Source organism: Mesorhizobium sp. P3_A8, assembly GCF_056402995.1.
Genome location: NZ_JBFUGI010000008.1, coordinates 68,331 through 84,843, shown reverse-complemented (window position 1 = coordinate 84,843; position 16,513 = coordinate 68,331). Strand labels below are relative to the sequence as shown.

General features: G+C 62.8%; 18 protein-coding genes. 5 read left to right on the top strand and 13 right to left on the bottom strand.

Translation table 11 applies throughout. The features are described 5' to 3' along the window. The first annotated feature begins 19 nt into the window (after window positions 1-19). Entirely contained in the window at window positions 20-1,195 is a 1,176-nt protein-coding gene (locus tag AC1DX4_RS19765; protein WP_477221888.1) for a CaiB/BaiF CoA transferase family protein, read from the top strand. After that, window positions 1,192-2,841, top strand: a complete 1,650-nt coding sequence (locus AC1DX4_RS19760) for a thiamine pyrophosphate-binding protein (RefSeq protein ID WP_477221887.1) — start codon at window positions 1,192-1,194, stop codon at window positions 2,839-2,841. Before AC1DX4_RS19765 ends, AC1DX4_RS19760 begins: the two co-directional genes overlap by 4 nt. A 49-nt stretch (window positions 2,842-2,890) precedes the next feature. Here the strand turns inward: AC1DX4_RS19760 and AC1DX4_RS19755 are convergent, their stop codons facing one another. Then, the gene (locus tag AC1DX4_RS19755) at window positions 2,891-3,334 is read right to left on the bottom strand and encodes a CHRD domain-containing protein (RefSeq protein WP_477221886.1); all 444 of its coding nucleotides are present in this window, start codon (window positions 3,332-3,334) and stop codon (window positions 2,891-2,893) included. A gap of 152 nt (window positions 3,335-3,486) precedes the next feature. Continuing rightward, complete coding sequence (locus AC1DX4_RS19750) at window positions 3,487-4,770, bottom strand: cystathionine gamma-synthase family protein (protein WP_477221885.1); 1,284 nt, start codon at window positions 4,768-4,770, stop codon at window positions 3,487-3,489. 121 nt (window positions 4,771-4,891) lie between these two features. Here AC1DX4_RS19750 and AC1DX4_RS19745 point away from each other — a divergent pair, with 121 nt between their 5' ends. Further along, complete coding sequence (locus tag AC1DX4_RS19745) at window positions 4,892-5,350, top strand: Lrp/AsnC family transcriptional regulator (RefSeq protein WP_477221884.1); 459 nt, start codon at window positions 4,892-4,894, stop codon at window positions 5,348-5,350. Between the two features lie 45 nt (window positions 5,351-5,395). Here AC1DX4_RS19745 and AC1DX4_RS19740 read toward each other — a convergent pair whose 3' ends face one another. Genes AC1DX4_RS19740 through AC1DX4_RS19720 form a run of 5 tightly spaced genes read right to left on the bottom strand, consistent with a single transcriptional unit; the run spans window position 5,396 to window position 9,754 of the window. Then, entirely contained in the window at window positions 5,396-6,367 is a 972-nt protein-coding gene (locus AC1DX4_RS19740) for an ABC transporter substrate-binding protein (RefSeq protein ID WP_477221883.1), read from the bottom strand. Window positions 6,368-6,407: 40 nt separating this feature from the next. Further along, window positions 6,408-7,562, bottom strand: coding sequence for an ABC transporter permease (locus AC1DX4_RS19735; RefSeq protein ID WP_477221882.1), 1,155 nt, complete (start codon window positions 7,560-7,562; stop codon window positions 6,408-6,410). Further along, window positions 7,559-8,437, bottom strand: coding sequence for an ABC transporter permease (locus AC1DX4_RS19730; protein ID WP_477221881.1), 879 nt, complete (start codon window positions 8,435-8,437; stop codon window positions 7,559-7,561). Before AC1DX4_RS19730 ends, AC1DX4_RS19735 begins: the two co-directional genes overlap by 4 nt. Then, a complete protein-coding gene (locus AC1DX4_RS19725) occupies window positions 8,437-8,973 on the bottom strand; it encodes an endonuclease domain-containing protein (protein WP_477221880.1) in 537 nt (178 codons plus the stop codon). The genes AC1DX4_RS19730 and AC1DX4_RS19725 overlap by 1 nt, the downstream gene beginning before the upstream one ends. Beyond that, window positions 8,963-9,754 carry an ABC transporter ATP-binding protein gene (locus tag AC1DX4_RS19720; RefSeq protein WP_477221879.1) on the bottom strand — a complete coding sequence of 264 codons (792 nt, stop codon included), beginning with the start codon at window positions 9,752-9,754 and terminating at the stop codon, window positions 8,963-8,965. Before AC1DX4_RS19720 ends, AC1DX4_RS19725 begins: the two co-directional genes overlap by 11 nt. Window positions 9,755-9,881: 127 nt before the next feature. Here AC1DX4_RS19720 and AC1DX4_RS19715 point away from each other — a divergent pair, with 127 nt between their 5' ends. After that, a complete protein-coding gene (locus tag AC1DX4_RS19715) occupies window positions 9,882-10,286 on the top strand; it encodes a cupin domain-containing protein (protein WP_015317160.1) in 405 nt (134 codons plus the stop codon). A gap of 17 nt (window positions 10,287-10,303) precedes the next feature. Here AC1DX4_RS19715 and AC1DX4_RS19710 read toward each other — a convergent pair whose 3' ends face one another. The 6 genes from AC1DX4_RS19710 to aptA all read right to left on the bottom strand — a co-directional run bounded on the left by AC1DX4_RS19710 (window position 10,304) and on the right by aptA (window position 15,635). Beyond that, complete coding sequence (locus AC1DX4_RS19710) at window positions 10,304-10,681, bottom strand: hypothetical protein (RefSeq protein WP_477221878.1); 378 nt, start codon at window positions 10,679-10,681, stop codon at window positions 10,304-10,306. A gap of 23 nt (window positions 10,682-10,704) precedes the next feature. Further along, complete coding sequence (locus AC1DX4_RS19705; protein ID WP_477221877.1) at window positions 10,705-11,076, bottom strand: hypothetical protein; 372 nt, start codon at window positions 11,074-11,076, stop codon at window positions 10,705-10,707. A 2-nt stretch (window positions 11,077-11,078) separates the two neighbouring features. After that, window positions 11,079-12,530 carry a dihydropyrimidinase gene (hydA, locus tag AC1DX4_RS19700; protein WP_477221876.1) on the bottom strand — a complete coding sequence of 484 codons (1,452 nt, stop codon included), beginning with the start codon at window positions 12,528-12,530 and terminating at the stop codon, window positions 11,079-11,081. 58 nt (window positions 12,531-12,588) lie between these two features. Then, window positions 12,589-12,981 (bottom strand): hypothetical protein, encoded by a 393-nt coding sequence (locus tag AC1DX4_RS19695; protein WP_477221875.1) that lies wholly within the window; start codon window positions 12,979-12,981, stop codon window positions 12,589-12,591. Window positions 12,982-12,984: 3 nt separating this feature from the next. Next, window positions 12,985-14,235 (bottom strand): Zn-dependent hydrolase, encoded by a 1,251-nt coding sequence (locus AC1DX4_RS19690; RefSeq protein ID WP_477221874.1) that lies wholly within the window; start codon window positions 14,233-14,235, stop codon window positions 12,985-12,987. 71 nt (window positions 14,236-14,306) lie between these two features. Next, on the bottom strand, window positions 14,307-15,635 hold the full coding sequence (gene aptA / locus AC1DX4_RS19685) for an omega-aminotransferase AptA (RefSeq protein WP_477221873.1): 1,329 nt from the start codon (window positions 15,633-15,635) through the stop codon (window positions 14,307-14,309). 224 nt (window positions 15,636-15,859) lie between these two features. Here aptA and AC1DX4_RS19680 point away from each other — a divergent pair, with 224 nt between their 5' ends. Continuing rightward, entirely contained in the window at window positions 15,860-16,498 is a 639-nt protein-coding gene (locus AC1DX4_RS19680) for a TetR family transcriptional regulator C-terminal domain-containing protein (protein WP_477221872.1), read from the top strand. The last annotated feature ends 15 nt before the right edge of the window (window positions 16,499-16,513 follow it).

The following is a 16,513-nucleotide window of genomic DNA, read 5'->3' as shown; positions in this document are numbered from 1 at the left end:
CGACCAATTCTGGTGATTTATGGCCGAACCTCCCCTGAAAGGCGTCCGCGTCGTCGAACTCGCCCGCATCCTTGCCGGGCCGTGGGCCGGGCAATTGCTTGCCGATCTCGGCGCCGATGTCATCAAGGTCGAAAGCCCCGATGGCGGTGACGACACCCGCAAATGGGGCCCGCCCTTCGTCATGAGCCATGACGGCGAGAACCTGTCGGCCGCCTACTACCATTCCTGCAACCGCGGCAAGCGCTCCATCGCCATCGATTTCTCGACGTCGGAGGGTGCGGAAACCATCCGCCGGCTGGTCGCGACGTCGGACGTGCTGATCGAGAACTTCAAGCTCGGCGGCTTGAAGAAATACGGGCTCGACTATGACAGCCTGCGCAAGATCAACCCGCGCCTCGTCTATTGCTCGATCACCGGCTTCGGCCAGGACGGGCCTTACGCGCCGCGCGCCGGCTACGACTTCATCATCCAGGCCATGGCCGGCATGATGTCGATCACCGGTGAGGTCGGGCGCGAACCGCAGAAGGCCGGCGTCGCCATCTCCGACATCTTCACCGGGCTCTATTCGGTCATCGCCATCCAGGCCGCCTTGCGCCATGCCGACCAGAGCGGCGAGGGCCAGCATATCGACATGGCGCTGTTCGACACCCAGATCTCGGCGCTCGGTAACCAGAACCTCAACTATCTCGTCTCCGGCAAGTCGCCTGTGCAGATGGGCAATGCGCATATGAACATCGCGCCTTACGAGGTGGTGCCGGTCCGTGATGGCCACATCATCCTGGCGGTCGGCAATGACGGCCAGTTCGTCAAATTTTGCGCTGCCGTCGGCTTGGACGAGCTGTCGACCAATCCCGATTTCGCCACCAATCCCGCCCGGGTCGCCAACCGGGTCAAGCTGCGCGAGCACATGATCGAAGCGCTGAAGACGTGGGATCGCGACCCGCTGCTGGCAAAGCTGGAAGCAGCAAGCGTACCGGCGAGCCCGATCAACACGATCGGCCAGATGTTCGCCGACCCGCAGACGATCGCGCGCGGCATGCGGCTCGACCTCGACGACGGTCACGGCAATCTTTTGCCGTCGGTGCGCGCGCCGATGGTGATGTCTGAAACACCGCTGGTCTATGAGCGCCCCTCGCCGCGCCTGGGCGAGCACACTGATGAAATCCTTGCCGAACTGGAGAGATCAGCGAAATGAAGACCGGTGGACAACTGATCGTCGACGCGCTGGAAGCGAACGGCACCGACCGCATCTTTTGCGTGCCCGGCGAATCCTACCTCGCGGTGCTCGACGCGCTGCACGATTCCAAAATCCGCACCATCGTCTGCCGCCAGGAAGGCGGTGCGGCGATGATGGCGGACTGCCAGGGCCGGCTGACCGGCAAGCCCGGCATCTGCTTCGTCACCCGCGGCCCCGGCGCCACCAACGCCTCGGCCGGTATCCACATCGCCATGCAGGACTCGATACCCGTCATCCTGTTCATCGGCCAGGTCGCCAGCCACGCTAAGGAGCGCGAGGCCTTCCAGGAAGTGGACTACAAGAGGTTCTTCGGCGACATCGCCAAATGGGTGGTCGAGATCGACGATGCCTCGCGTATCCCGGAATTGGTCACCCGCGCCTTCGCGGTGGCGACATCGGGCCGCCCCGGCCCGGTTGTCATCTCGCTGCCGGAAGACATGCTGACCAGCGTCGTCGAAGCGCCCGCCGCCTTGCCGCACACACCTGTCGAAACCCGGCCGGGCGAAGCCGAACTCGATGCGCTGGAGAAACTGCTGGCCAAGTCCGTCAGGCCCTTCGTCATTCTCGGCGGCACGCGCTGGGATGCCGAGGCCGTTGCACGGATGCGCGCGATCGCCGAGGCGTGGTCGCTCCCCGTCGGCTGCTCCTTCCGCCGCCAGATGCTGTTTGATCATCTGCACCCGAACTATGCCGGCGATGTCGGCATCGGCATCAACCCGAAGCTGGCCACCACCATCAAGCAGGCCGACCTCGTTCTGCTCATCGGCGGCCGCATGGGCGAGATGCCTTCCTCGGACTACACGCTGCTGAAAAGCCCCTATCCCGACCAAACGCTGGTGCACGTCCATGCCGACGCCGGCGAACTCGGCCGCGTCTATCGGCCGGCGCTGGCGATCAACGCCTCGCCGTCGGCCTTCGTCGAAGCCTTTGCCAAGCGCAAGCCGGCTACCGCACCGAATTGGGCGGACGAGACGGCCAAACTGCACGCCGCCTACCTCGACTGGTCGACACCGCCGGAAAGCGGCCCCGGCCCGGTCCATATGGGGCCGATCATGAACTATCTGGAAAAGGTACTGCCCGACGACGCCATCCTCACCAACGGGGCCGGCAATTACGCAACCTGGGTGCATCGCTTCCACCGCTCCCGCCGCTTTGCCACGCAGGCAGCGCCGACCTCCGGTTCGATGGGCTACGGCACGCCGGCGGCGGTCGCCGCCAAGGCGCTTTATCCGGATCGCACCGTGATCGCCTTTGCCGGCGACGGCTGCTTCCTGATGAACGGCCAGGAATTCGCCACCGCCGTGCAGTATGACCTGCCGATCATCGTCATCGTCGTCAACAACGGCATTTACGGCACCATCCGCATGCACCAGGAACGCGAATATCCCGGCCGCGTCGTCGCCACAGATCTCAAAAACCCCGACTTCGCGTCGCTGGCCCGCGCCTATGGCGGCCATGGCGAGACGGTCGAAAAGACGGCCGACTTCGCGCCCGCCTTCGAGCGAGCCCGCGCCAGCGGCAAGCCGGCCATCGTCGAGATCAGGCTCGACCCGGAGGCGATCACGCCGACACGGACGATGACCCAGATCCGCGACAAGGCGTGATCCAACAAAAAAGGGGCGGTCACCCGCCCCTTTTTGTCGGCGCGGTTTGCTACTTCGCTGCCTCGATCTGGCCGCGGATTTCGCCGTCCTTGTTGGCGGCGGTGTGCACGTTGACGTAGTCCTTGCCAGCAATCAGATCGGCAGCCTGGGCATCTGTCAGGACAGCCGAGCCCTTGATCGGGCTCTTGAGCTTGCCTTTGAACGGGATCGCAACCCCGGCGTTCTCACCAATCGCGGCCGGGCCATGAATGTGTCCGGCCATCGCCGGTCCGCTCAACCCGGAATATTTCACTGTCCAGCTGAGTTTCTTGGTGGCCGTGTCGAAGGTGAAAGCGGCCGTGCCCTTGCCTTTCGTGGTGACCGGCGGGTTCTGCTGGGCACCGTCGAGCGTTGCCTTCAGCTTCACCGTCTCGGCCAAGGCCGGCGATGCGATGAGGAAGGACGCCGAGATGGCCAACGCCGAAAGCATTGGTGCCAAGGATTGGATACGCATGAGAATCTCCGTTTGCTGGATAACACCCTCCACGGCTCCCCGGCGCGCGGATGTATCGACACAACGCTTATGAGCGCGGATGGCTCCGCGCGAGTAACGTTTACGTGCAGACTGTCGGACCGCTCGGTGCCCGGATGCTCGGAGAGAAGCCGTCAGCCCACCGCCAGCGCCTGCGTCAGGTCGGCGATCAGATCATCCGGATGCTCGACACCGATCGACAGCCTGACCGTCGTCTCCAGAACACCGATGCGCTGACGCACGTCGAAGGGAATGCCGGAGTGGGTCATGGCCGCCGGATGGCTGGCGAGCGACTCCGTGCCGCCGAGGCTTACCGCCAGCTTGAAGATCTGCAGATTGTTCAGAAAGGCGAATGCCGCCTTCTCACCGCCCCTGATGTCGAAGGAGAAGGTCGAGCCGGCGCCGCTGCATTGCCTGGCATAAGCGCGTCCCGCCGGCGTGTCCTCGCCCAGGAAGGGCAGATAATGCACCTTCTCGACCTTGGCATGGTCGCGCAGGAATTCGGCGACCAGGCGCGCATTGTCGTTGGCCCGCTCCATGCGGATCGACAGCGTCTCCAGCGAACGGCCGAGCATCCAGCAGGAATGCGGGTCGAGCTGCGTGCCGATGGCGCCGCGCAGCGCCTTGATCGGCTTGGTGACCGCCTTGCTGCCCATGGCGGCGCCCGCGATCAGGTCGGAATGGCCGCCGACATATTTGGTCAGCGAATAGACGGAGACGTCGGCGCCATGCTCGATCGGCCGCTGGAACACCGGCCCGAGCAGCGTGTTGTCGCAGACGATGATCGGCGTCGAACCTTGGCTGGCGCCGATCTCGTCGGCGATCGTCCGCATCAGCGCGATGTCGACCAGGCTGTTGGTCGGGTTCGATGGCGTCTCGATCAGGATGACCGAAACACGCCCCTTCGCAACCGCAGCATCGGCTGCCGCCCGCACCGCCTTCTCGTCGACGCCATCGGCAAAGCCGACCGCGCCGATGCCGAAGCCGGACAGCGTGCGCGTCAGCAGCGTCTCGGTGCCGCCGTAAAGCGGCTGCGAATGCAGGATGACGTCGCCCGGGCGGGCATAGGCAAGCAGTGTCGTCGCGATCGCCGACATGCCCGATGAAAACAGGATGCAGGCGTCCGTGCCCTCATAGATCGCCAACCGATCCTCGACGATCTCGCTGTTGGGATGGTTGAAGCGCGAATAGACCAGACCGGACGCCGTGCCACTCGGCGGCTCCTTGCGGCCGGACGTGTAGTCGAAGAAGTCGCGCCCCTCTTCCGCCGATTTGAACACGAAGGTCGAGGTCAGGAACACCGGCGGCTTGACGGCGCCCTCCGAAAGCTGCGGATCGAAGCCATAGCTCAGCATCAGCGTCTCCGGATGGAGCTTGTGGTTGCCGATATGGGTTTTCGACGGGCGTGGCGCGGTCATGGCTTTTCCTGCGTTCGAGGGATATCGCGCCGCAATTTATGCGATCCCGATCAGCCAGTCCTTGCTATTCTTGGGCTCGCGTGGCTGCATGCCGGCAACAAATTGCCAAGCTGGACCAACAATGCAGCAGAAGATAGCCGATGACTTCGACCTCCGGATTCTCAGGGAATTGCGGGCGGATGCCCGCATCACCAACAACGAGCTCGCCGAGCGCATCGGCCTGTCGCCGTCGCCCTGTCTGAGGCGGGTGCGGCGGCTGGAGGAGACAGGCGTCATCAGAGGCTACACCGCGCTGGTCGATCCCGCCGCCTTCGGCTGGAGCATGGTCGCCATCGCCACCATCCGCCTCAGCCGCCAGAACGAGGACGAGATCGTGATGTTCGAGGAGGCGATCCGCGGCTGGGAAGAGGTGCTGGAGTGCCACCTCGTCACCGGTTCGCGCGACTATGTGCTGAAGGTGGTGACAGGCAGCCTCGAACAGTATGAGCGCTTCATCAAGGAGAAGATCGCGCGGCTGAAATGCGTCGCCTCGATCGAGACCAGCTTCGTCATGAACACCATAAAGGAAAGGCGCCTCTGACATCTGTCAAAGGCGCCGCTTTCGAAATCAGGATGACTGGTAGGCTTACTTGACCGCCTTGTCGGTGATGGCGGTGGTGTAGGCGCCGGTCGGCTCCTTGGTGATGATCTTCTGGTCGAGCAGCGCCTTGGCGGTGCGCTCGTAGGTCGCCGGATCGAGCTTGCCGTCGGCATTGTCGATCAGCTTGGCGACTTCGCTCATCATCCGCTTCTGGTGGTTCTCGTCCTGGCCGCCGCCATCCATGACGATACCAGCAGCTTCGTCATTGTTGTCGATGGCGTATTTCCAGCCCTTCATCGAGGCGCGCACGAAACGCACCATCTTGTCCTCGAAGGCTGGGTCCTTGAGCTTGTCTTCCGAGGCATAGAGGCCGTCCTCGAGCAGGTCGTTGCCCATCGCCGAGTAGTTGAACACGGTCAGCTGCTCCGGCTTGTAGCCGGCGTCGATCAGCTGCCAGTACTCGTTGTAGGTCATGACCGAGATGCAGTCCGCCTGCTTCTGGATCAGCGGCTGCACGTCAAAGCTCTGCTTCAAGACGGTGACGCCATCCGCACCGCCTTCGGTCTTCAGGCCAAGCTTGTTCATCCAGGCATAGAACGGATATTCGTTGCCGAAGAACCAGACGCCGAGCGTATGGCCCTTGAAGTCGGCTTCGCTCTTGATCGGGCCGTCCTTCGGGCAGACCAGTTCCATGCCGGCCTTCTTGAACGGCTGGGCAATATTGACCAGCGGCACACCCTTTTCGCGCGCGGCCAGCGCACCGCCCATCCAGTCGACGATGACGTCGGCGCCACCGCCGGCGATGACCTGCTCGGGCGCAATGTCGGGGCCGCCCGGCTTGATGTCGACGTCGAGGCCTTCGGCCTCATAGAACCCCTTGGCCTTGGCGACATAGTAGCCGGCAAACTGTGCCTGCGTGACCCATTTCAGCTGCAACGTCACCTTGTCGGCGGCCATTGCCTGGAAGGCAGCCAGCGACATCGCGCCGGCCAGAACGGGAATAACAAGTCTTTTCATTTTTCTACCCTCTGAAGTTAGTGCCCTAAACCCACCGCCCCTATCCACCACGGACAGAGGGATGCCAAAACGTGACGGCTCTTTCGACAAGAGCGACCACGCCATAAAAGACCGAACCCGCAAGTGCTGCAACTGCGATTTCGGCCCAGACCATGTCGATGTTCATCCGCCCGACCTCGGTCGAGATGCGGAAGCCCATGCCGACGACGGGCGTGCCGAAGAATTCGGCGACGATGGCGCCGATCAGCGCCAGCGTCGAATTGATCTTCAGCGCGTTGAAGATGAAAGGCGCCGCGGCCGGCAGCCTGAGTTTGATGAGCGTCGGCCAATAGCCCGACGCATAGGTGCGCATCAGGTCGCGCTCCATATGGCCTGACGCGGCCAGCCCGGCGACCGTGTTCACCAGCATCGGGAAGAAGGTCATGATGATGACGACCGCCGCCTTGGACTGCCAGTCGAAGCCGAACCACATCACCATGATCGGCGCCACGCCGATGATCGGCAGCGCCGACACCATGTTGCCAATCGGCAAAAGCCCGCGCCGCAGGAACGGCACGCGATCAGCCAGCACCGCAGTGATGAAGCCGGCACCGCTGCCGACGACATAGCCAAAGATCACTGCCTTGAAGATGGTCTGCCGCACATCGGCGCCGAGTATGGGCAGCGAACTGACCAGGCGCGCGCCGATGGCGCTGGGCGGCGGCAAGAGGATGAAGGGAATGCCGGCGCCGCGCGTCACCGCTTCCCAGATGATCAGGATCCAGGCGCCGAAGATGGCGGGGATAATCAGGCGAAGGGCGGTGCGGGCCCAGCTCTCCATAGGGCGAAGTCCCGACAGCACCGCAACGCAGCGCCAACCTAGCAACCAAGCCGCCGCCAGCAGCAGGAAATACGGCGCCCGTGCCTGACCTTCGAAGCCAGCGATACCACTGATCAGCAGCCAGGCGACGAGATGCGCGCCGATGAAAAGCACGACTGCTTCGACGATGGACGGCATTCTGGCCATCGAGATCAGAGCAGCGAGAAGCAGCACGCCGAAGATCAGCCAGCTTGTCGCGGCATAGGGATAGATCAACGTCCCTGCTGGCTGCGCCAGCGGATCCACTTTTGGCGCGGCGATAGCGCCGAGCGCGACCGCGATCAGGCAAAGCACGATCGCCAGCACCGCTTGCCAGGAAGGTTTCAGCCAGTTCATGCCGGCCTCCCGCCCATGGCGCGGTCGACGAGGCGCCCGGCAATGCCGACCACCATGACCAGAAGTGCCGCCACGATCGAGCCGGCGACGAGCGCCGACCAGATGTCGATGGACTGGCTGTAATAGGCGCCGGCGAGCAGTTTGGCGCCGATGCCGGCGACCGCACCGGTCGGCAGTTCGCCGACAATGGCGCCGACCAGGCTTGCCGCGACCGCCACCTTCATCGAGGTGAACAGGAACGGCACCGAGGCCGGCACGCGCAGCTTCCAGAAGGTCTGCGCGCCACTGGCATTGTAGGTGTGCATCAGGTCGAGATGCATGATCTCGGGCGAGCGCAGCCCCTTCACCATGCCGACCGTCACCGGGAAGAACGACAGATAGGTCGAGATCATCGCCTTCGGGATCAGGCCGGTAATGCCGACCGCCGCCAAAACCACAATGATCATCGGCGCCACCGCCAGGATCGGGATGGTCTGCGAGGCGATGATCCACGGCATCAGGCTGCGGTCGAGCGTCGCCACATGCACGATCCCCACCGCAATGATGATGCCGAGCGCGGTACCGAAGGCAAAGCCGAGCAGTGTCGACGACAGCGTCACCCAGGCATTGTAGACGAGGCTGCGGTTCGAATTGATGGGCCGCAGAAACGTGTTCTCGAAGAAGTTCACCGCCACCTGATGCGGCGCCGGCAGTGTCGGCTTCGGCTGCGACAGCGTCTTGCCGATGAGTTCGCTGAACGTGGAGGTCTCATTGGCGCGGCGGTCGAGGTCGCGCTGGAACGGCGTGTTGAGGATGACGGCGAAGACGTACCAGAGGATGACCACGCCCACCAGGATCGAGGTTACGGGGACGAGTTTGTCTCGGAAGGTGTCCATCAGCAGGCCTCGCTGGACGAGCGCCCTCCTCTCCCCAACGGGGAGAGGGTGGCCGGAGCGAAGCGGAGGTCGGGTGAGGGGGTAGAAATCTTTCCGTCGAGGCAAGCCAAGATCGTATCCAGGACCGCTCGGCGCTCGGCCAAAACCTCGTGATTCCAGAAACGGAGAACCGAATAACCATGGCCATTCAGCCAAGCTGTTCTGGCCAGATCGGTTGGTGAATCCGCGTGTTGGCTGCCGTCAAGTTCGACGATCAGGCCTACCTCGCGACAAACAAAATCCGCGATGAAAGGTCCGAGCGGCACTTGCCTGACAAATTTGTAGCCGTTGAGATGACGGCCTCTCAGTTCGCCCCAAAGCCTGTATTCAGCCTCGGTCTCGTCAACCCGCAGCTTTCGGGCGCGCTCGGTTGCCCCGACCTTTCTTTTCGTCGGATCCGTCGGCGCCGCCCCCTCACCCGACCTCCGCTTCGCTCCGGCCACCCTCTCCCCGTTGGGGAGAGGAGCAACCTCATCCTGCCCCCGCTCAATCATCATAGCTGTGCCCTGCCCTCAAGCCATCGCGCACGCGCGCGGCGATCGCCAAGAACTCCGGCGTCTCGCGGATGTCGAGCGGCCTTTCCTTCGGCAGCGTCGATTCGATGATGTCGCTGACCCGGCCGGGACGCGGCGACATGACGACGATGCGCGTCGAGAGATACACGGCTTCCGGAATGGAATGGGTGACAAAGCAGATGGTCTTGTTGGTCCGCCCCCACAATTCCAGCAATTGCTCGTTGAGGTGGTCGCGCACGATCTCGTCCAGCGCGCCGAACGGCTCGTCCATCAAAAGCAGGTCGGCGTCGAAGGCCAGAGCGCGGGCGATCGAGGCGCGCTGCTGCATGCCGCCGGACAGCTGCCAGGGGTATTTCTTCTCGAAGCCCGAGAGGTTGACGAGGTCGAGCGTGCGCTTGATGCGCTCCGCCTGCTCCGCCCTGGATAGGCCCATGATCTCCAGCGGCAGGCCGACATTGCGCTCGATGGTGCGCCACGGAAACAAGGCGGCGGCCTGGAAGACATAGCCATAGGCGCGTTTCTCGCGCGCCTGTTCCGGCGTCATGCCGTTGACCGAAATCGTGCCCGAGGTCGGCTTCTCCAGATCGGCGATGACGCGCAGCAGCGTGGTCTTGCCGCAGCCCGATGGCCCGATGAAGGAGACGAACTCCCCCTTGCCGATGGTCAGGTCGACATTGGACAGCGCCTGCACCGGCCCATCATTGGTCTGGAAGGTGAGGCCCAGTTTGCTTGCCGCGACGACGGCTGGCGAAGTCCCGGTCATCGGCTACAGCCTGCCTGTTCCCGCCCCTGCGCCGGCCGGATTCCGATTGCTTTTATCTCGATGTTGTTTTCCACTCGCCCAGTCCCATTGGTCTTTGTTCCACTCAATCGACGCCCGGAGTTTCCCGATGTCGCCCAAACCGACTTGTCATCTTATCCGCCCTGAAAGCACTTATGAAGGCAAGCAGGGTTTGACCTATTTTGCCGGCATCGCCACGGAGTCGGTCGGCTCCTCCGGCATCTGCATGCATGTTCTCACCATGCCGCCCGGCGCCCGCGCCAAGGCGCATCTGCACGAGAACCATGAAACGGCGATCTACGTGCTCTCCGGCGAGGTCCATACCTGGTATGGCGACCGGCTCGAGCACCACATCGTCGTCAAGGCCGGCGACCTCTTCTACATTCCGGCCGGCGTGCCGCATCTGCCGGCCAATCTGAGCAACGCCCCGTCCTCGGCCGTCATTGCCCGCACCGACCCCAACGAACAGGAAAGCGTCGTCCTGCTGCCGGAACTGGATGCGCTGGTCGCCTGAGGCCGACGGGATCGCCGTCATTTGCACCGCGAGACTTCCCCCATGACGTTGCCGTCTGCGTCGGCGATCGTCAGCTTCTTGGCGTTCTTGGCGCTGTGCTTGATGGTGAATTTGGTCGGCTCCTGCCCCTCTTCGCCTTCCGCCTCACATGTCGCTGTCACCACGAGCGATCCGTCAGCCTGCGCTTGCGTCTTCGTGAACGTGCAGGCGCTGGCGGCGGTGATCAATTCCTTGTCGGTCAAAAGCAGCATCTGATCGGCGGCGACTTCCTGGCCGTTGCGGTTGATGCAGCCATATTTGTCGCCATAGGGTTTCGACAGATCGATGCCTGCCGCGGAAGCCTGACCGGCAGTCAAAACGACAACCACCGCAACAGACAGACTAAAACCACGCATGCTCATTCCCCCATTGCCCAACGTCAAGAACATGATTGCAGCGGCCCCAGTTTCTCAAGGCCGGGAATGGTGACCAAGAAACCATCCTCTCCCTTGTTGGTGACCACGATGGTTTCGCTCGTCGTCCCCGCCTCGCCCTCGGCGGAACAGGTTGCATCAAGCGATTGCGTACCCAGAGCCGTCGTCAATTGCTGCTCGAACCGGCAACCACTGCCATAGGTCTCGATGCCTTCCGCGGTCAGCAGGATATAGGCATCGCTGTCCTGATACCCGGCCTTGACGCCGGCACAGCCGACATCATTGCCCCAGGAGCCGGCCAGCACCCCGGCCGCACTTGCCGGACCACCGGCAACTGCCGCCAGGACCACCGAGATGAGCGCGGCCGAACGCGCCAAGCTCAGACCCCGGTCGCCGGAATGCCTGACCGTTCGACCTTGCGCGGCGCGGTGATGTCTTTCCACGTCGACAGCGCCCGGTTGACCGCCGCGTTCGGCTCGCGGCCGACGAACTGGCCATGGCCGGGCTTGGCCTTCACCTCGGCATCCTCGATAGACAGTTCGCCGCGCGAGAAGACGAAGCGCGGCAGGCCGGTCACTTCGAAGCCTTCGAACACGTTGTAGTCGATCACCGACTGCTGCTTCTTCGACGAGATCGTCTTCTTCCGCTTCGGGTCCCAGACGACGATGTCGGCATCAGCGCCTTCGACGATGGCGCCCTTCTTCGGATACATGTTGAGGATCTTGGCGATGTTGGTCGAGGTCACAGCGACGAACTCGTTCATCGTCAGCCGGCCGGTGTTGACGCCAGTGGTCCACAGCACCGGCAAACGGTCTTCCAGACCGCCGGTGCCGTTGGGGATCTTGGTGAAATCGCCGACGCCGTTGCGCTTCTGCTTGGTGGTGAAGGCGCAATGGTCGGTCGCCACCACTTGCAGCGATCCGGCCTGCAGGCCGGCCCACAGCGAATCCTGGTGCAATTTGTTGCGGAAAGGCGGGCTCATCACGCGGCGCGCCGCATGGTCCCAGTCCTTGTTGAAATATTCGCTTTCATCGAGGGTCAAATGCTGGACCAGCGGCTCGCCGAACACGCGCATGCCCTTCTGTCGCGCCCGGCGGATGGCCTCGTGTGCTTGTTCGCAGGAGACATGCACGACATAGAGCGGCACACCGGCCATGTCGGCGATCATGATGGCGCGGTTGGTTGCCTCGCCTTCCACTTCCGGCGGGCGTGAATAGGCGTGGCCCTCAGGGCCATTGTTGCCTGCGGCGAGCAGCTTCTGCGAGAGCGCTGCGACCACGTCGCCATTTTCGGCGTGCACCAAAGGCAGCGCGCCAAGGTCGGCGCAGCGCTGGAACGACGCATACATCTCGTCGTCGTCGACCATCAGCGCGCCCTTGTAGGCCATGAAGTGCTTGAACGAAGTGATGCCCTTGTCGACGACAGTGGCCATTTCGTCGAACACCTGCTTGCCCCACCAGGTGATCGCCATGTGGAAGGAATAGTCGCAGGCAGCCTTGGACGTCTTGTTGTCCCACATCTGCAGGGCCTCCAACAGCGATTGCTGCGGCGCCGGCAGGCAGAAATCGACCACCATCGTCGTGCCGCCGGCAAGGGCTGCCCGCGTGCCGGATTCGAAATCGTCGGCCGAATAGGTGCCCATGAACGGCATTTCGAGATGGGTGTGCGGATCGATGCCACCCGGCATGACATAGCAGCCGGTGGCGTCGTACTCATGATCGCCATGCAGGTCCGAGCCGATGGCGACGATCTTGCCGTGCTGCATCAGCACGTCGGCCTTCCATGTGCGGTCGGCGGTGACGATGGTGCCGTTCTTGATGACTTTGGTCATTTTCATGTTCCCTTGTTCCAAACGGCGCGACTTCTTCTGATCGCTGCCGTATCAACCTCTATATCGCCAGATAACAACCGACCGCGTCACCTCGGATGCCAATTGACACACAGCGATCTTCCGTTCGATAAACCAGAAGAAATTCTTGCTTGTGAGGTTCGTAGGCCAAAAGGTAACCGTCGCGATCGTCTGTAACCACCGAACATCTCTCGACAACCGGTGTCTCGCTTTCCATATCCGCGAGGGTGTCACGGCGATCAACGTCGATCCAGTAGGGCTTCACCAATGCTGCGCGGAATCGCGCGAGGTCAGCTATGACGACGTCTTCGGCTAACGGCACACCCACCAAATCAGTCCGATCTTTCGTCAGCGCTGGGTAGTCGTATTCGTCGATTTCTTTGCGAATGAATGCGACTAGAGCATCAAAATCCAGATCGTTTTTATCCTCCATAACTCACTCCACGATGACAGCCGTCTCCACCACCGCATGGAACAGCACGTCGGCACCGGCCGAAGCCCATTCCTTGGAGATTTCCTCAGCCTCGTTGTGTGACAACCCGTCAACGCAGGGACACATCACCATGGCGGTCGGGGCAACGCGGTTGATCCAGCAGGCGTCGTGGCCGGCGCCCGAGACCAGATTGCGGTGCGAATAACCGAGCCGTTCGGCGGCATCGCGGATCGCCTTGACGCAGCCGGCGTCGAAAGTAACGGGATCGAACGCGCCGACCTGCTCTATCTTGTACTGGATATCGAGCGCCTCGCAGATCGTGTCGATGCCTTCGCGGATGCGGCCATCCATGGCGTCCAGCACTTCCTTCTCCGGCGAGCGGATGTCGATGGTGAAGACGGTGCGGCCGGCGATGATGTTGCGCGAATTCGGAAACACTTCCATGTGGCCGACCGCGCCGACGGCGTCGGGCTGGTAGTCCATGGCGATCTCGTGCACCAGTTCGATCACGCGAGCCATGCCGAGACCGGCATTGCGGCGCTTGGGCATCGGCGTCGAGCCGGTATGGGCTTCCTTGCCGGTCAGCGTCACCTGCAGCCATTTCAGCCCCTGGCCGTGGGTGACGACACCGATGTCGATGTCTTCGTCCTCGAGGATCGGGCCCTGCTCGATATGCAGTTCGAAGAAGGCGTGGATCTTGCGATCTCCGACCTTCTCGGTGCCCTTCCAGCCGATGCGCTCCAGTTCCTCGCCGAATTTCTTGCCCTGCTTGTCGGTGTGCTCGTAGACATCGGCCTGATCGAGCACGCCGGCGAACACGCCGGATGCCATCATCGCCGGGGCAAAGCGTGAGCCTTCCTCGTTGGTCCAGTTGGTGACGACAATCGGGTGTTTGGTCTTGATGCCGAGATCGTTGAGCGAGCGCACCACTTCCAGCCCGCCGAGAACGCCGAGGACGCCGTCATACTTGCCACCGGTCGGCTGCGTGTCGAGATGGCTGCCGACATAGACCGGCGGCAGGCTGGGGTCGGTGCCTTCGCGGCGGGCAAACATGGTGCCCATCTCGTCGAGGCCCATTTCGAGCCCGGCGGCCTCGCACCAGCGCTGGAAAAGATGCCGGCCCTCGCCGTCCTCATCGGTCACGGTCTGGCGATTGTTGCCGCCGGCAATGCCGGGGCCGATCTTCGCCATCTCCATCAGCGAATCCCACAAACGGTCCGAATTGATTCGCAGATTCTCGCCGGGTGCGGCCATTCAAAGTCCTTCCATTTCATGGTCTGGGCGGGTGGCGGTTCCCTTCGCCACCCGCCCAGACAAAAGCAGGTTTAGTCTATCGACCTCAGCACTTCACGCACATGGTCGATCAATTCGTTGATCTGGCCCTTGGTGATGATCAGCGGCGGCGACAGCGCGATGATGTCGCCGGTGGTGCGGATCAGCGCGCCGCGATCGAACGCCTTGACGAAGGCCGAGAAAGCACGCTTGGTCGGCTGGCCGGCGATCGGCGCCAGTTCGATCGCGCCGATCAGGCCGATGTTCCTGATGTCGATGACATGCGGCTCATCCTTCAGCGAATGCAGCGCATCTTCCCAGTATGGCGCCAGTTCCTCGCCACGCGTCAGCAGACCCTCTTCCTTGTAGGTGTCGAGCGTGCCGAGTGCCGCCGCGCACGCAATCGGATTGCCCGAATAGGTGTAGCCGTGGAAGAACTCGATCATGTGTTCCGGCCCGGTCATGAATGCGTCGTGGATTTCCTTCTTCACGAACACCGCACCCATCGGGATGACGCCGTTGGAGACGCCCTTCGCGGTGGTCATGATGTCGGGCGTGACGCCGAAATAGTCGGCGGCGAACGGCGCGCCGAGGCGGCCGAAACCGGTGATGACCTCGTCGAAGATCAGCAGGATGCCGTGCTTGGTGCAGATTTCGCGCAGCTTCTGCAAATAGCCCTTGGGCGGCAGGATGACGCCGGTGGAACCGGCGACCGGCTCGACGATGACGGCGGCGATGGTCGAGGCATCGTGCAGGGCGACGATGCGCTCCAACTCGTTGGCAAGCTCCGCGCCATATTCCGGCACGCCTTTGGAGAAGGCGTTCTTCTCCGGCAGATGCGTGTGCGGCATGTGGTCGACGCCGCCGAGCAGCGTGCCGAACATCTTACGGTTGGTGACGATGCCGCCGACCGAGATGCCACCGAAATTGACGCCGTGATAGCCGCGCTCACGACCGATGAGGCGGGTGCGCGAGCCCTCGCCCTTCACGCGGTGATAGGCGATCGCCATCTTCAGCGCGGTCTCGACCGATTCCGAACCGGAATTGGTGAAGAAGACATGGTCCATGCCCTTGGGCGCGAGGTCGACCAGGCGGTTGGCCAGTTCGAACACGATCGGATGACCCATCTGGAAGGCAGGCGCGTAGTCGAGCTCGGCGGCCTGGTGCTGGATCGCCTCGGTAATCTTCGGCCGGCAGTGGCCGGCATTGACGCACCAGAGACCGGCGGTGCCGTCCAGCACCTTGCGGCCATCGCTGGTGGTGTAGTGCATGTCCTTGGCGGACACGAACATGCGCGGCGCCTGCTTGAACTGCCGGTTTGCCGTGAACGGCATCCAGAATGCGCTGAGATCGTTCGGCGTGACTTTCAGCCGGTTGGACATGAGCAGGACTTCCCCTTGTAAACTGTTTCGGTGCGTCCAACGCTTGGTCTTTGCCGCGCTTTCATGCTACGCAAATTTTTGACCGATTGGACAAACGTTAGCACCGCCCTGTCGGCGGTCAAGGGATTACTAGCGGAAATGCGGCTCCTGAAGTGCGTTCCACAGGCTAGGGAAAAACTGGTCCAGAGAATTGGTCCAGATGACCCTCAATGCGAGGGCTTGCAATGGTGAACGCCGGCACGGACGCCCCTCGCCGCACCCGCATCCAGCAGGAAAAGCGTGAGCTGATCCTGGAGGCCGCACTCGAAGTGTTCTCCACCAACGGCTTCCGCGGCTCGACCATCGACCAGATCGCCGAAGCGGCCGGCATGTCGAAGCCCAACCTGCTCTACTATTTCCGCCGCAAGGAAGACATTCACGAGACGCTGATGCAGCGCCTGCTCGACACCTGGCTGGCGCCGCTCAGGGAACTCGATGACATCGGCGATCCGATGACCGAGTTGAGAAGCTACATCAGGCGCAAGCTCGAAATGGCGCGCGATTTCCCGCGCGAGAGCCGGCTGTTCGCCAACGAGATCCTGCAAGGCGCGCCACGCATCATGCCGCTGCTGGCCGGCGAGCTGAAGACGCTGGTCGACGAGAAGGCCGCCGTCATCAAGGGCTGGATGCGCGCCGGCAAGATCGCCAGGACCGACCCCTGGCACCTGATCTTCTCGATCTGGGCAACGACGCAGCATTACGCCGATTTCGACGTCCAGGTCCGCGCGGTGCTCGGGCCGAACCGCGGCGGCGACGGCCGCTTCGAGGACGCCGCGAGGTTCCTGGAGCAATTGTTTCTTGAGGGGCTGAAGCCGAAGGGCTGACCCTGCCGCGATGGC